The 14,580-nt window shown below is 72.5% G+C and carries 13 protein-coding genes and 1 pseudogene; 9 read left to right on the top strand and 5 right to left on the bottom strand.

Annotated features, from left to right (window positions below; translation table 11 throughout):
- Positions 1–55: 55 nt before the first annotated feature.
- The 4 genes and pseudogenes from ACTMTJ_RS25595 (at position 56) to ACTMTJ_RS25610 (ending at position 5,722) form a co-directional block, all read left to right on the top strand.
- Positions 56–952 carry a helix-hairpin-helix domain-containing protein gene (locus ACTMTJ_RS25595; RefSeq protein ID WP_441220264.1) on the top strand — a complete coding sequence of 299 codons (897 nt, stop codon included), beginning with the start codon at positions 56–58 and terminating at the stop codon, positions 950–952.
- 161 nt (positions 953–1,113) lie between these two features.
- Positions 1,114–3,453: a ComEC/Rec2 family competence protein gene (locus ACTMTJ_RS25600; RefSeq protein WP_441220265.1), complete on the top strand. Its 2,340-nt coding sequence runs from the start codon at positions 1,114–1,116 to the stop codon at positions 3,451–3,453.
- A gap of 86 nt (positions 3,454–3,539) precedes the next feature.
- A pseudogene (gene holA, locus ACTMTJ_RS25605) lies at positions 3,540–4,514 on the top strand (DNA polymerase III subunit delta); the annotation flags it as partial.
- Between the two features lie 182 nt (positions 4,515–4,696).
- Positions 4,697–5,722, top strand: a complete 1,026-nt coding sequence (locus tag ACTMTJ_RS25610; protein WP_441220266.1) for a hypothetical protein — start codon at positions 4,697–4,699, stop codon at positions 5,720–5,722.
- Between the two features lie 83 nt (positions 5,723–5,805).
- On the opposite strand, the gene rpsT is transcribed toward ACTMTJ_RS25610, so the two are convergent.
- The gene (rpsT, locus tag ACTMTJ_RS25615; RefSeq protein ID WP_441220267.1) at positions 5,806–6,072 is read right to left on the bottom strand and encodes a 30S ribosomal protein S20; all 267 of its coding nucleotides are present in this window, start codon (positions 6,070–6,072) and stop codon (positions 5,806–5,808) included.
- 118 nt (positions 6,073–6,190) lie between these two features.
- Entirely contained in the window at positions 6,191–7,174 is a 984-nt protein-coding gene (locus tag ACTMTJ_RS25620) for a phosphotransferase family protein (protein ID WP_441220268.1), read from the bottom strand.
- A gap of 48 nt (positions 7,175–7,222) precedes the next feature.
- Between ACTMTJ_RS25620 and ACTMTJ_RS25625 the strand changes: the two genes are divergently transcribed.
- The 4 genes from ACTMTJ_RS25625 (at position 7,223) to ACTMTJ_RS25640 (ending at position 10,597) form a co-directional block, all read left to right on the top strand.
- The gene (locus ACTMTJ_RS25625; RefSeq protein WP_441220269.1) at positions 7,223–7,753 is read left to right on the top strand and encodes a DUF4240 domain-containing protein; all 531 of its coding nucleotides are present in this window, start codon (positions 7,223–7,225) and stop codon (positions 7,751–7,753) included.
- Positions 7,754–7,911: 158 nt separating this feature from the next.
- Entirely contained in the window at positions 7,912–9,768 is a 1,857-nt protein-coding gene (gene lepA / locus ACTMTJ_RS25630) for a translation elongation factor 4 (protein WP_441220270.1), read from the top strand.
- Between the two features lie 2 nt (positions 9,769–9,770).
- A complete protein-coding gene (locus tag ACTMTJ_RS25635) occupies positions 9,771–10,268 on the top strand; it encodes an NUDIX domain-containing protein (protein ID WP_441220271.1) in 498 nt (165 codons plus the stop codon).
- A gap of 50 nt (positions 10,269–10,318) precedes the next feature.
- Positions 10,319–10,597 carry a GlsB/YeaQ/YmgE family stress response membrane protein gene (locus tag ACTMTJ_RS25640; RefSeq protein ID WP_441220272.1) on the top strand — a complete coding sequence of 93 codons (279 nt, stop codon included), beginning with the start codon at positions 10,319–10,321 and terminating at the stop codon, positions 10,595–10,597.
- 57 nt (positions 10,598–10,654) lie between these two features.
- Here ACTMTJ_RS25640 and ACTMTJ_RS25645 read toward each other — a convergent pair whose 3' ends face one another.
- Positions 10,655–11,506 carry a hypothetical protein gene (locus tag ACTMTJ_RS25645; RefSeq protein WP_441220273.1) on the bottom strand — a complete coding sequence of 284 codons (852 nt, stop codon included), beginning with the start codon at positions 11,504–11,506 and terminating at the stop codon, positions 10,655–10,657.
- Between the two features lie 88 nt (positions 11,507–11,594).
- Positions 11,595–12,392, bottom strand: coding sequence for an enoyl-CoA hydratase-related protein (locus tag ACTMTJ_RS25650; protein WP_441220274.1), 798 nt, complete (start codon positions 12,390–12,392; stop codon positions 11,595–11,597).
- Positions 12,393–12,410: 18 nt separating this feature from the next.
- On the opposite strand from ACTMTJ_RS25650, the gene hemW reads away from it, so the two are divergent.
- Positions 12,411–13,610, top strand: a complete 1,200-nt coding sequence (gene hemW, locus ACTMTJ_RS25655; RefSeq protein ID WP_441220275.1) for a radical SAM family heme chaperone HemW — start codon at positions 12,411–12,413, stop codon at positions 13,608–13,610.
- Positions 13,611–13,919: 309 nt separating this feature from the next.
- On the opposite strand, the gene ACTMTJ_RS25660 is transcribed toward hemW, so the two are convergent.
- Positions 13,920–14,543 carry a DUF4870 domain-containing protein gene (locus tag ACTMTJ_RS25660; protein WP_441220276.1) on the bottom strand — a complete coding sequence of 208 codons (624 nt, stop codon included), beginning with the start codon at positions 14,541–14,543 and terminating at the stop codon, positions 13,920–13,922.
- Positions 14,544–14,580 lie beyond the last annotated feature (37 nt).

The following is a 14,580-nucleotide window of genomic DNA, read 5'->3' on the forward strand; positions in this document are numbered from 1 at the left end:
TGTCCACAGACGACGCTGACGGCGCCACGCCGGACGGTGTGCCGGGCCTAGCGTCATGGCCGTGCCCAGGGGATCGAGCGAAGACCAAGCGGCCGTGCGGCAGCGGCTCATGCGCCTGAGTGACGAGCCCTCAGCGGTCGCGGCGAGTGGCCGAGCGCCGGTGCCGCCGCCTGCCGCGGCCGGCCGCGCTGCCGCACTGTCCGCTGGAGCAGAAGATGGCGAGTCTGGGCGGCCGAGCGGGGTTGGTGGGTCGGCCGTTGGTTCCGGGCGGCCGAGCCGAGCCGGTGGGTCGGTCTTGGAGCCTGGGCGGCCGAGCCGAGCGGGTGGTGGGTCGGCCTTCGATCCTGGGCGGCGCGGGGTGCGGGCGCTCGCGGCGGTGGCGGCCGTCGTCGTGCTCGTCGCGGGGGCCATCGCCTGGTTTTCCCGGCCGCGCGCCGAGCCCGTCGCCGCCGAGCCGGTGCCCGCGGCCACCGGAGGCGCCGAGCCGGCGCAGGCGGCTTCGTCCGCGGGCGGCGCCGAGGTCGTGGTGGCCGTGGCCGGCAAGGTCCGCAAGCCCGGCCTCGTGCGGCTCCCCGAGGGCGCCCGCGTGGCCGACGCGCTCACCGCGGCCGGCGGCGTGCTGCCCGGCACCGACATCGCGCTGCTCAACCTCGCCCGCAAGGTGACCGACGGCGAGCTGATCCTGGTCGGCGTGTCCGCTCCGCCGGGCGCTCCCGGCGAGGCACCACCCGCCGGCCCGCCCGGTGGTGCCGCCGCGGGCGGCAAGGTCAACCTCAATACCGCCACGCTCGCCCAGCTCGACTCCCTGCCCGGCGTCGGTCCGGTGCTCGCACAGCGCATCCTCGACCACCGCGAAAAGAACGGCCCGTTTCGCACGGTGAGCGACCTGCGACAGGTCGAGGGCATCGGCGACACGCGCTACGAGCAGCTCAAGGACCTGGTGACGGTGTGAGCGGCCCAGACAGGCCCAGCCCCGACGGTGGGCGGCAGCAGCCTGGGCCGGGTGGTTCCCGCTCCGGTGGTGGGCGGCCACGGTCTTGGCCGGGCGGTGTCCGCTCCGTTGACGGGCGGCTGCCGTCTGGGCCGGGCGGTTCCGGCGCTCGGGATGACCGGGTGCCGGATCTGCGGCTGGCCGGTCTGGCGATGGCGACGTGGCTGTCCGCACTGGCCGCCCTCTACATCCCGGTGCGCGGCGCCGTCGCTGCCGCCGCTGCCGCCGCGCTGGCCGCCGTCGCCGTGGCCGTGGTCATGCGGCGGCGGGCGTTGCCGCACGGCTGGATCGTCGCGAGCGTGCTGCTCGGCGTCGTGTGCGGGAGCGCCGCGACCGCGGCCCGGGTGGCCACCCGCGACGCCGAGCCCGTCGCCGCGCTGGTCCGCGAGCACACGCGCGTCGACGCCGAGTTGGTCGTCCGCGACGATCCGCGGCCGGTCCGTTCGCTCGCCGGCCGTCCGCAGACCTACCTTGTCGCCGCCCATCTCCGGGGCCTACGCCTATCGGGGGAGGCGCGTTCGGCTGATCGGGCGATCGCCGTGCGGACGCGGGTCATCGTGCTCGCCAGCGATCCACAGTGGCGTGACCTCCTGCCGGGCCAGCGGTTGTCGGCGACCGGGCGGCTGCTCCCGGCCGGCCGCGGCGACCTCAGCGCGGCGATGCTCTCGGCCACCGGCCCGCCGGTGCGCGACGGCCAGCCGTCGTGGGCGCAGCGGGCCGCCGGAGCGCTCCGCGCCGGTCTCCAGCGCGCCTGCGAGCCGCTGCCCGACGATCCTGGCGGGCTGTTGCCCGGCCTCGTGGTCGGCGACACCAGCCGGCTGGAGCCGGCCGTCGACGACGACTTCCGGGCCACCGGCATGACGCATCTTGTCGCGGTCAGCGGCGCCAATGTAGCGATCGTCATCGGCGCGGTGCTGTTGCTGGCGCGATGGGCGCGCGCCAGCCCGTGGCTCTCGGCGGCGCTGTGCGCGGTCGCGCTCGCCGGCTTCGTGATCCTGGCCCGCCCATCGCCAAGCGTCGTGCGTGCGGGCGCGATGGGCGCCATCGGCCTGATCGCCCTCGCCAGCGGGCGACCCCGCGCTGCCGTGCCCGCTCTGGCGGCGGCGGTGACGGTGCTCCTGGTGTGGGATCCCGAGTTGGCCGGCGACGCCGGGTTCGCGCTCTCGGTGCTGGCCACCGGCGGCCTCCTCCTGCTGGCGCCGCGCTGGCGCGACGGGCTGCGCCGGGCGGGTGTGCCAGCCGGGGCCGCGGAGGCGCTCGCCGTCCCGGCCGCCGCGCAGTTCGCCTGCGGGCCGGTCGTGGCCGGGCTTTCCGGCACGGTGAGCCTGGTGGCGGTGCCGGCAAACCTGCTCGCTGTCCCCGCGATCGCACCCGCGACGCTCCTCGGCGTGGGCGCGGCGGTCGTCTCGCCGGTCTGGCCGGCGGGCGCGGAGTTCGCCGCCTGGCTCGGTGGCTGGCCGGCGTGGTGGCTGGTGACGGTTGCCCGCTTCGGAGCCCGCGTCCCCTCCGGCAACCTCCCGTGGCCTGACGGCTTGTCGGGCGCGCTGCTGCTCGGTGCGCTGTCGGTGGCATTCCTGATCGCGGCGCGCCGCCGGCTCGTGCGCCGGCTCACGGCGGTGGTGGCGGTGGCGGTCGTGATCGGCGCGCTGCCCGTGCGACTCGTGGCGTCCGGCTGGCCACCCGGCGGCTGGTTCATCGCGGTGTGCTCGGTGGGGCAGGGCGACATGGCCCTGGTGCCGGTCGCCCCGGGGCAGGCGGTGGTGATCGACGCGGGGCCCGAGCCGGCTTCCGCCGATCAATGCCTCCGGCGTCACGGCGTGCGCGCGGTGCCCCTGCTGGCGGTCACCCACTTCCACGCCGACCACGTCGGCGGGCTCGAGGGCGTCCTGCGTGGACGGTCGGTCGGCACGGTGGTGACCACGGCGTGGCACGAGCCGGCGTATGGGCGCGACCTCGTGACGCGGGCCGCCGCCGTCAAGCGGGTGCCGGTCGAGGCGGCGACCGCGGGTTGGTCCCGCATGGTGGGCCGGGTGCGGGTCGAGGTGGTCGGGCCGCCACACGAGATGCGCGGCACGCGTTCCGATCCCAACAACAACTCCTTGGTCGTGCGCGTCTCGGCCGGCGGGCTGAGCGTGCTGCTGGCCGGTGACGCGGAGAGCGAGGAGCAGCGCGCGCTCCTCGACCAGATGGGTGCGGCGGGCGTGCGCGCGGATGTGCTGAAGGTCGCCCACCACGGTTCGAGCTACCAGGATCCCGAGTTCCTCGACGCGGTGGATCCCGCGCTCGCGCTCGTCTCGGTGGGCGTCGACAACGGATACGGCCATCCCAGCCCGGCAGTGCTCGGCCGCCTGGCACGCGGCGGCGCGCGGGTGCTGCGCACCGATGTGGACGGTGACCTTGCGGCGGTGCGTACCGCCACGGGGCAGCTCGCCGTCGCGACCCGAGGACGCGGTCCGCCGTAGTGATTTGTCCGCTTTGGCGGTGAGCGATGCGTCGACAACCCGATCGAGTGAGCGAACGTGATACTCAAACGATCAGCCGTGCAAGTATGGGCTGCGTGACTGTAGGAGCCACCGACTCGATCGTGCTCGTCTCTGGAGACGAGGAGCTACTGGTCACCCGAGCCGTGGCTCACGCCGTCGAGACCGCACGGGCCGCCGATCCCGGTGCCGACTTGCGGGAGTACGAGGGTGGTGCGCTCAGTCCCGGCGAGATCGCGGAGATGATCAGTCCCTCGCTCTTCGGCGGGCGCCGGGTGCTCGTGATCCGCAATGGGCAGGACGCCAAAAAGGATCTGACGGCGGCCCTGCTGGCGTACGCGAAGCAGCCCGAGCCCGACGTCACGCTCGTGGTCACGCATCCTGGCGCGGCGAAGGGCAAGGCGCTCGCCGACGGTCTCAAGTCGGCCGGTGCCACGGTGGTCCAGGCGATGAAGCTCAAGGGCAACCGCGAGCGGGTCGCGTTCGTGCGCGACGAGTTCAGGCGGCTGGGCGGGCGGTGCACCGACGACGCGGCCGAGGCACTGCTCGCCGCCGTCGGCAACGACCTGCGCGAGCTCGCCGCCGCCTGCTCGCAGCTCGTGGCCGACACGGGCGGTCGGATAGGCGCCGACACGGTGGCCCGCTACTACCGGGGGCGCGCCGAGGTCAGCGGTTTCACCGTCGCTGACGCGGCGATGGTCGGCGACGTGCCGGGCGCGCTGGAGGCGCTGCGGTGGGCGCTGCACGTCGGCGTCGACCCTGTGCCGATCGCCGACGCCATCGCCGACGGCGTGCGCACGGTCGCGCGGGTCGCTTCGGCCGGGCGGGGCAGCGCGTACCAGCTCGCGAGCAGCCTCGGCATGCCCGCATGGAAGATCGAGCGAGCACAGCGCCAGGGACGTGGCTGGACCCCGGAGGGCCTGGTCGACGCGATGCGGGCGGCCGCCGACTGCAACGCCGAGGTCAAGGGTGGCTCCGACGACCGCGGGTACGCGCTTGAGCGGGCCATATTCGCCGTGGCCGCCGCCCGGCAGGGTGCGTCCTCGGCTCGACCCGGTGCTGGCGCGGTCTCACCCGGCACGGCGGGGCATGGCGCGCGGCGAGGGGGTGGCTCCCGATGAGCAAACGGACGGTCGCGCGCGAGACGGAGCCGGGCGCGGTGGGGGTGCGATACCGCCCGCTGTACGCCCGCGCGCTTGGGCTGCGCTACCTCCAGCCCGGCGGCATGCTCTGCTTCGTCTACCTGGAGGGCGCGGTCGCGCTCAGCCTGCTGCTGGCGCTGGCCGAGCTGGTGAGCTGGTGGGTGGTGCTGATCCTGCCGGTGTCGGTCGCGCTGATGGTCAAGGTCAACGACCTGGTCGCCGGCGCGGTGGCGCGTTCGGCCGCGCGGATCCCGGAGCGTGAGCGGGAGCGGGTGCGGCGCGAGGTCAGCGCGTTCATGCCGGTGGTCGGGCGCGCCAGCGTCGTGGTGCCGCCACAGGCTTCGCATACCGGCGACGCGCTGAGCGACGACTCAACCCCCAGCACCGGCGATCCGGCCGCGACCCAGGCGCACGCTCGGACGGCAGGGCGAGGGCGCGATCCGGCGCCCGCACACGTGCGACGTCCGGCCGTCGCCGAGACCGCCGGCGACGGCCACGATTTGACCGCGACCGCTGGGCAGGATGCGGCCGCCGGCGACGGCCACGGTTTGACCGCGACCGCTGCGCAGGATGCGGCCGCCGGCGACGGCCACGGTTTGACCGCGACCGCTGCGCATGATGCGGCCGCCGCCCACCGCCACGACTTGACCGCGACCGCGGCGCACGACCTGGTCCCTGGCCAGCCGCGCGATCCGGCCAAGGACGAGGCGCGCGATCTGGACGCGACCCAGGCGCACGAGCTGATCGCCAGCCAAGAGGGCGACCGCGATCAGCATGCTGAGGGCGCCGCCGCGGGGCGCCGGGATGCGGCTCGGCGGTATGCGGCCGCTGGGGAATATCTGGACGCGGCGTGGCGGCAGCACGCCCACGCGATGGCAAACCAGGCCGCGATGGCAAACCAGGCCGCGATGGCAGATCGGGCCGCGATGGCGCACCAGGCCGCAACGGCAGGTCAGGCCACGATGGCACACCAGGGCGCAATGGCAGATCGGGCCGCGATGGCAGATCAGGGCGCTATGGCGCACCAGGCCGCGATGGCAAGCCCAGCCGACCACGCCGAGCACGGCAGCCAGCGCGAGCGCCAATCAGCTAGCTGGCGATACGAGTAACAAGCCGCGCAAAACGGGCATAGCAACGGGCACCGCTCAGGGAGCGTCTTGGCTCCGGCGGTGCCCGAAGGGTGGTGCGAGAGTCAGGAGGCCAGCGTCTGGAGGCGCTTGGCGATCGCCGACTTGCGGTTGGCGGCCTGGTTTTTGTGGATGACGCCCTTGCTGACGGCCTGGTCGAGCTTGCGCGAGGCGTCACGCATCAGGGCGGCCGCGGTCTCGGTCTCGCCGGCCGCGCTCGCCTCGTGGAACTTGCGAATGGCGGTCTTCAGCGACGACTTGACCGACTTGTTACGCATCCGGCGCTTCTCGTTCTGCCGGTTGCGCTTGATCTGGGACTTGATGTTCGCCACGCGACAGCCTCGTCCTTGTCCTTCAGGTTTCGGGTTTCAGAGCACAGGTAGCACCTTCTCGCCACCATGCGCGACATACCAGGCTAGCAGCCACCCACGCGCACAGCCAAAACGGCCCTCACGCCCAGCCGCGACGCGACGCCAGCCAGGCCAGCGCCACCTCACCCGTCCACCGCTGATGGGCCACGATGTGCGGCGACGCGCCGGTCGGGCCCGCCTCCGCACGGGTCAGCAAGTATCCGCCCAGCGCGGCCAGCGCCGCGTCCAAGCCGTCCGCCGGGGCATCCCGGGCCGTGGGGTGGGCGGCGAAGAGCGCGTCCGCGTCCAGGCCGCTCGCGTACGCGGTGATGAGCAGCGAGGCCGTATCCCACCAGGCCGGGCCGAAGCAGATCCAGGTCCAGTCGCACAGGTGGGCGGCGCCGGTCGGATCGATGATGACGTTGTCGAGGCGCAGGTCGCAGTGGGTGGCGGCGTCGGTGTAGACGTATCCGGGGAGGGCGGCCTCCAGCGCCACGAGGTCGTCTAGCTGCTTGTCGACCCAGGGTGGCGCCGGGGGCATCGCCTCGCGACCGGCGGCGATCTCCCGCCACCACGACAGGTCGCTCCGGATGAGGTCGGAGAGCGCCGGGAGGCCTACCGCCACAAGCTCGGGCGGCGGCTCACGCAACGCATCGGCGGCCACCGCCCAGGCGGCCAGCGCGGCGTCGAGCTCGGCCGGCTGCCACGGCAACGCGGGCATCCGCCCCTCGATGGCGTCCAGGCAGATCACGTAGTGGCCGGCCGCGGTGAGCGTCCACCGCGGGCGGGCCGCCGGGACCGATGCGGGCAGCGCGGCGGTGACCGCGACCTCCCGCGCGTACCAGTCGGTGAGGTGGCGCTGCGTGGCCAGCGACGCCGCCTTGACGAAGACGCGCTGCCCGTCGGCGGTGTCGAGTACGGCCGCGAAGCCGCGGGTGAAGCCACCGCCGGCCGTCGTGGCCCAGGTCACCTGCGAGCCCAGCCGCGCGCTGATCGCCGCGCGCAGGTCGGTGGGCAGGTCGGCCCAGGAGGGGCGGACAGCGGTGGACGCATACGGGACCGCCGGCATCGGCATCCTCGACATAGCCCCATAGTGCCCTGGTGTCACACCTGTCTGGCACAGTCGGACCCCATGAACACGAACGAGTTCTGGGCGCTGATCGGCGACGCGGCACGCGACGGCGGCACCCCGGACACGGTGGCCGAGCGGGCCACCACGGCGCTGGCCGGCCTCGACGCGGGCGAGATCGTCGGCTTCGAGCGCCACCTGCGGCGGGTGCTCGACGCGTCGTACAAAGTGGATCTCTTCGGGGCCGCGTACCTGATCAACGGTGGCTGTTCCGACGAGGGCTTCGACGCGTTCCGCGGATGGTTGATGGTGCAGGGGCGCGACGCGTTCGCGCGGGCGGTGGGTGAGCCCGACGCGCTCGCGGAGCTGCCGGCGGTAAAGCGGGCCGCGCTCACCGGTGAGGAGCTCGCCTCGGAAAAGATGCTGGCGGCCGCCGCGGAGGCACACCGCCGCGCGACCGGGCTGGAGCTACCGGAAGAACCCGCCGCAAAGCGCCCCAATACGGACGACTTCTGGGATTTCGACGACGAAGACGAGGTTCGCCGCCGCTTCCCGGGCCTGGCGGCCCTCTTCACCGAGGCGCCGGCGGAGTAGCCGAGGAAGACGAGGTTCGCCGCCGCTTCCCGGGCCTGGCGGCCCTCTTCACCGAGGCGCCAGCGGAGTAACCGAAGAAGACGTGGGACCATAGAGAACGGCCGGCCACTCGCCGGCCGTTCCCGCAGGTTGAACGAGAACGGACGACTGTGCCACCGATGAGCGCGAACAGCCCGGGCGCGACCGACCCCGGCCGCATCCGTAACTTCTGCATCATCGCCCACATCGACCACGGCAAGTCGACGCTGGCCGACCGGATGTTGCAGCTCACGGGCGTGGTCGACGCGCGGCAGATGCGCGATCAGTACCTCGACCGCATGGATATCGAGCGCGAGCGCGGCATCACGATCAAGAGCCAGGCCGTGCGCATGCCGTGGGCCGTGCGGGAGGGCGACCTCAAGGGCGAGGCGGCCGTGCTCAACATGATCGACACGCCGGGGCACGTCGACTTCACGTACGAGGTGTCGCGCAGCCTCGCCGCCTGCGAGGGCGCCGTGCTGCTCGTCGACGCCGCACAGGGCATCGAGGCGCAGACGCTGGCCAACCTCTACCTGGCGCTGGAAAACGACCTGCACGTCATCCCCGTGCTCAACAAGATCGACCTGCCGGCCGCCCAGCCCGACAAGTACGCGGAGGAGCTGGCCCACCTCATCGGCTGCGCTCCCGAAGACTGCCTGCGCGTGTCCGGCAAGACCGGGGAGGGTGTGCCCCACCTGCTCGACGAGATCGTGCGGCAGTTCATCCCGCCCAAGGGTGAGGCGGAGGCGCCGGCCCGCGCGATGATCTTCGACTCGGTCTACGACGTGTACCGGGGCGTGGTCACCTACGTCCGGGTAATCGACGGGCGGATCGAGGCGCGCGACCGGATCAAGATGATGTCCACCGGCGCCGTCCACGAGCTGCTGGAGATCGGCGTCATCTCACCCGAGATGCAAAAGGCGCAGGCGCTCGGCGTCGGCGAGGTGGGCTACCTCATCACCGGCGTGAAGGACGTGCGCCAGTCCCGGGTCGGCGACACGGTGACGATCAACTCGCGGCCCGCCAAGGCGGCGCTCGGCGGCTACAAGGACCCGAAGCCGATGGTCTACTCCGGGCTCTACCCGATCGACGGCTCCGACTACCCCGACTTCCGCGACGCGCTCGACAAGCTCAAGCTCAACGACGCCGCGCTCAACTACGAGCCGGAGACCAGTGCGGCGCTGGGCTTCGGGTTCCGGTGTGGCTTCCTCGGCCTGCTCCACCTGGAGATCATCCGGGAGCGGCTGGAGCGAGAGTTCGATCTGGACCTGATATCCACCGCGCCCAACGTGGTCTACCGCGTGATCATGGAGGACGGCACCGAGCACACCGTCACCAACCCGAGCGAGTACCCCGACGGCAAGATCGCCGAGGTGTACGAGCCGGTGGTCCGGGCGACGGTATTGACCCCCAACGACTACGTCGGCGCCGTGATGGAGCTCTGCCAGGGACGGCGCGGCTCGCTGCTGGGCATGGACTACCTGTCGGCCGACCGGGTGGAGCTGCGCTACACGCTCCCGCTCGCCGAGATCATCTACGACTTCTTCGACCAGCTCAAGAGCCGCACGAAGGGGTACGCGAGCCTCGACTACGAGCCCAGCGGCGAGCAGATGGCCGACCTCGTCAAGGTCGACATCCTGCTGCACGGCGAGGCGGTCGACGCGTTCAGCGCGATCGTCCACAAGGACAAGGCGTACAACTACGGCGTCACGATCGCCGCCAAGCTGCGCGGCCTGATCCCGCGCCAGCAGTTCGAGGTGCCGATCCAGGCCGCGATCGGAAACCGGGTCATCGCGCGCGAGACGATCCGGGCGATCCGCAAGGACGTGCTGGCCAAGTGCTACGGCGGTGACATCACGCGTAAGCGCAAGCTGCTGGAAAAGCAGAAGGAAGGCAAGAAGCGGATGAAGATGGTGGGCCGCGTCGAGGTGCCCCAGGAGGCGTTCATCGCGGCACTGTCCACCTCGGACAGCGGGGACGGCAAGGCCAAGAAGTGACCGTGGAGGCGCGGTTCTGTCCGCGCTGCGGTGCTGGCCTGGACGACAAGCCGCCCACCACGTGTGCGGCGTGCGGTTACGCGCTCTTCGTCAACGCTCGCCCCACCGCCAGCCTCATCGTCCACGATGGACGGCGTTTCCTCGCGCTGAGGCGGGCGATGGAGCCGCGGGCGGGGCTCTGGGAGGTGCCGGGCGGCTTCTGCGACGGGTGGGAGGAGCCGGCGGTCGCCGCCCTGCGCGAGGGCCGTGAGGAGCTCGGCGTGCAGGTCACCCTCGGTGACTTCGTTGGCATGTACGTGGGCAGCTACGACTACCAGGGCGAGCGCTTGCCGGTACTCGACTGCTTCTTCCTCGCCACGTTCGACGACGGGGCCCAGGTGACGTTGGATCCGCGAGAGTCGTCGGCGATGGCCTGGTTCGACCTCGACCAACCCCCGCCGCTCGCGTTCGAGACGATGGACCGGGCGGTGGCCGAGGCGGCCCGGCGTTTAGGCCGGTGAAGTGCCGGGCACCTTTGCGGTCAGAACGAACCCCCGATTGGAGGACGACCGTGACCGCAACCGGCATCATCTCAGCGCTCATCATCGGGCTGATCATCGGTGCGCTGGGGCGGCTGGTAGTTCCCGGCCGCCAGAACATCCCCATCTGGCTCACCATGCTGATCGGCGTGGGCGCCGCACTGCTCGGCACCGTGATCGCGCGTGCCGCGGGCGTGTCTAACACGTCCGGGCTCGACTGGACGGAGATCTTCATCCAGGTCGTGCTGGCAGCGATCGGCGTGGCCCTGGTGGTGGGTGTCACCGGGCGCCGCGGCGTCAGTAGGTATTAAAACGCTGAGAACTGAACACTGTGGATGGGGTCCCGGCAACGGGGCCCCATCCGTGTGTCACGGCTCCGCGAAGACCTCCGCCACCACCTGCTGGGCCTGGTCGCCCTGCGTCATCTGGGCCCAGGCGCCCTCGTCGGCCGTCCACTCGAGACCCCCGAACCGCACCCGCTTTACCCCGTGGTCGGTGGCGTGCGAGACCAGCCAGTGCGCGTATCGCCAGCCGGCCTGCGGGCTTGCCGCCGGCACGGTCAGGCCGGTGACCTGGGCGGACGTCTCAAGGCGACCCCAGTCGAGGCGCAGCCCGGTGCCCAGCGCCTCGGCCGCCGCGGCGCCCCGCATCGCCGGCTCACCGTCGACGGTGCACGCCACCGCGCCGGTCGCGTTGCCGAGCAGCGCCTTGGCGAGCACCGTCGACTCGTCGGCCCACTTCTGGTACGCGCCCGGGTAGGCCGAGCGCTGCACCCGCTGCGCCGCGTCGGTGACCCGCATCTTTTCCCAGCCGCGCACCTTCTTGAGCGCGGCGTAGAACTTGTTGGCCGCGTAGCGCGGGTCGCTGATCTGCTCCGGCGTGCCCCACCCCTGGCTGGGCCGCTGCTGGAAGAGACCGATCGAGTCACGGTCGCCACCGGAGAGGTTTTCCAGCTTTGACTCCTGGAACGCGGTGGCCAGCGCCACCACGACCGCCCGCTCGGGCATCTTTCGCTGCATGCCGATCGCGGCGATCGTGGCGGCGTGTGCCATCTGCTCCGGATTGAGGGCGACCTCGCCGTCGGCCTGCACGGTGCAGGCGCGGCTGTGCGGCCGGGGAAGCTTGAGGTCGCGGCTCCAGTCGTGCCTGCCGACGACCAGCCCGAGCACGGCCACGAGTGCAAGGCCGACGGCTGCCACTACCCCTGCCCGAATACGCACCGTCACCCCTCAGTGAGTTGTCCGTCCAGGGTACGACCTCAACCTGCCGGCGACCGTACCCATGGGCGGTTTGGCGCGGAAGGGGGAGTCAAGCCCCTTCCGGCCCTGCGGGCACCCACGACGCGTGGCGTTTCTCCCGAAACGCCCGGACCCCCTCCCGCCCCTCTTCTGACTGGAAGTAGCCCACCGAAAGGGCGGAGAGTTCCGCCAGTTCTTCACGTACGGTAGCGGTCGATCTCCGGTGCAGGACGCCTTTCGTGCCGGCGAGTGCCTCCGGGCCGCCGAGCACCAGCGCGCCGCAGTAGGCCGCGACGGTGGCGTCCAGCGTCGCCGCCGGCGCGGCGGCCGTGACGAGCCCGATCTGCGCCGCCCTCCGCCCGTCGAAGGTGTCTCCGGTCAGGAAGAGCTCGGCCGCCGCCCGCGGGGTGAGGCGGGGGAGCACGGTGGCGGAGATGACCGCGGGCACCACGCCCAGCCGTACCTCGGAGAAGGCGAACGTGGCCTCCTCGGCGCAGATCGCGATGTCGGCCGCCGCCACGAGGCCGAGGCCGCCGGCCCGCGCCGGCCCACCCACCCGGGCCACCACCGGCTTGGGGCACTCCCAGATGGCCGCGAGCACGTCGCCGAGCATCCCCACCGGGATCCGCCCGCTTGTGACTGCCTCGGCGGTCTCCTTGAGATCGGCGCCGGAGCAGAAGACCGGGCCGGTGTGGGAGAGCACCACCACCCGCACCGCTTCGTCGCCCTCCGCCGCCTCCAGCGCCGCCATCAGCTGGGTCATCAGCGGGGTGGAGAGCGCGTTGCGGTTGTGCGGGCTGTCGAGTGTGAGCGTCGCCACGCCCTGCCCGGTCTCGACCCGGACCAGCGACTCACCGTCAGAAGTCATGCGGGCAGACTAGAACCCATGCCCGGAGCACTCCCAGAAGGCGAGGCCGTCCCCCGCGACGGCGCCCTGCCGCCGGGCACGAGCCTGGGCGGGCGCGGCTTCGGCGTGTACGTGCACGTGCCCTTCTGCGCGAGCCGGTGCGGCTACTGCGACTTCAACACCTACACCGCGGCCGAGCTGGGCGGCGGGGCGAGCCGCGACGAGTATCCGGACACCGTGCTCGCCGAGCTCGACCTCGCGCGTCGGGTGGTGTCACCCGCGCGGGTCGACACGGTGTTCGTCGGCGGCGGGACGCCCACGCTGCTCGACCCGGACGACCTCGCCCGCATCCTGGAGGCGATCGACCGCACCTGGGGCCTCGCCGCCGACGCCGAGGTCACCACCGAGGCCAACCCGGAGTCGGTCACGCCGGCGTCGCTCCAGCGCCTGCGCAAGGCCGGCTTCACGCGGGTGTCGCTGGGCATGCAGTCGATCTCCCCGGGTGTGCTCCAGGTGCTGGAGCGCCGGCACACCGCGGGCCGGGCGCCGGCCGCGGCGGCCGAGGCCCGCGAAGCCGGCTTCGACCACGTCAACCTCGACCTGATCTACGGCACGCCGGGCGAGACCGCGGACGACTTCGCCGCCTCGCTGGCGGCGGCCGTGCGCGCGGGCGTCGACCACGTCAGCGCGTACTCGCTGATCGTGGAAGACGGCACCCGGCTGGCCACCCGGATACGCCGCGGCGACCTGCCGTACCCGGACGACGACGTGGCCGCCGACCGCTACCTGGCCGCGGACGCCGCCCTGGGCGCGGCCGGCCTCTCCTGGTACGAGGTCTCCAACTGGGCGGCCGGCCCGGCGGCGCGCTGCCGGCACAACCTGCTGTATTGGACCGGTGGCGACTGGTGGGGCCTCGGGCCGGGCGCGCACAGCCACGTGGGCGGCGTGCGTTGGTGGAACGTCAAGCACCCGTCCGCGTACGCGTCGCGCCTGGCCGCGGGCGAGTCACCGGGTTACGCGCGGGAGGTGCTGTCGGCCGGCGACCGGCACGTGGAAGACGTGATGCTGCGCCTGCGGCTCGCGTCCGGCCTGCCGCTTTCCGTGCTCGACGGTCCGGGCCGCGAGGCGGCCGCGAGGGCGGCGGCGGATGGCCTGCTGGAGACACGCGACGGGCGGGCGGTGCTGACCCTGCGTGGCCGCCTACTCGCCGACGCCGTCGTCCGCGACCTCCTGCCCTAGGACCCGAGACCCAGAAGCAGACTTGCCCGGATCCGCGCCACCTGCGGACCGCCGCTCCCGCCGGAGACCGCGGAGGTCGGCGGCTCGCGGGGCGAGCCGAAATCCCCAACCCCCGCTGCCAGGTCCGCGGTTCAAGCCCTTTCGGGCGTCGCGAAAGCGACGCTTCAACCAACAGCGGACGGGTGAGGCCGCGGGAGCGACGGTCTGGACCACGACGGACATCGCGGTAGCTCAGATATCGAGTATTGGGTTGGATCTTTGATGCTGCGAGACCCCGGTGACCGAGTGGATCACCGGGGTCTCGCGCTGTCACTTGATGATCGAGATGCTCATCGGGTAGTTGTACAGCTGGCCGTCGTTGGCCTTCACGCCGCCGATGATGCCGAAGACGATCGCGATGATCATCGCGACCGGCGCGAGGATGAAGCCGATCAGCGCGCAGACCAGGATCCAGCAGATCACCGTGATGATCGACCACAGCAGCTGGAAGTTGAGCGCCGCGACCGCGTGCGCGCGCACGGTCGGCGACTGGCTGCCCTTGGCCAGCAGTGACACCAGCGGGCCAACCCAGCCCAGCGTGCCGCCGCCGATGAACGCGCCGGCCGCGCCGCCGAAGTGGGCGACGAGTGCCCACGTCTTCTCGTCGTTGTTGGCGTATCCCGCCGGCGCCGGGCCGGCCGCGTAGTAGCCGCCGGGCGGACCCTGCGGCGGGTAGCCGGGCGGTGGCTGGTAACCCGCTCCGGGCGGTGGGTAGCCGGCCCCGCTCGTGGGCGGCGGGGGTGGCGGTGGAGCGTCACTCGGTGGGGGTGAGTAACCGGGAGAGGGTGCCTCGCCCGGCATCGAGTAGGACGCTGGGGGTGTCGGCGGAGAGGTCGGCTCCGGCGGCGTGGCGCCAGGCTCGTCCCCTCCGGGAGGGCGAGGTGGTTCTGTCATGAAGGTCACGGTAGGGGCACGGATCAACCGACGCCAC

It is taken from the genome of Phytohabitans sp. LJ34 (assembly GCF_052068095.1).
In the GTDB taxonomy this organism is placed as follows: Bacteria; Actinomycetota; Actinomycetes; order Mycobacteriales; family Micromonosporaceae; genus Phytohabitans.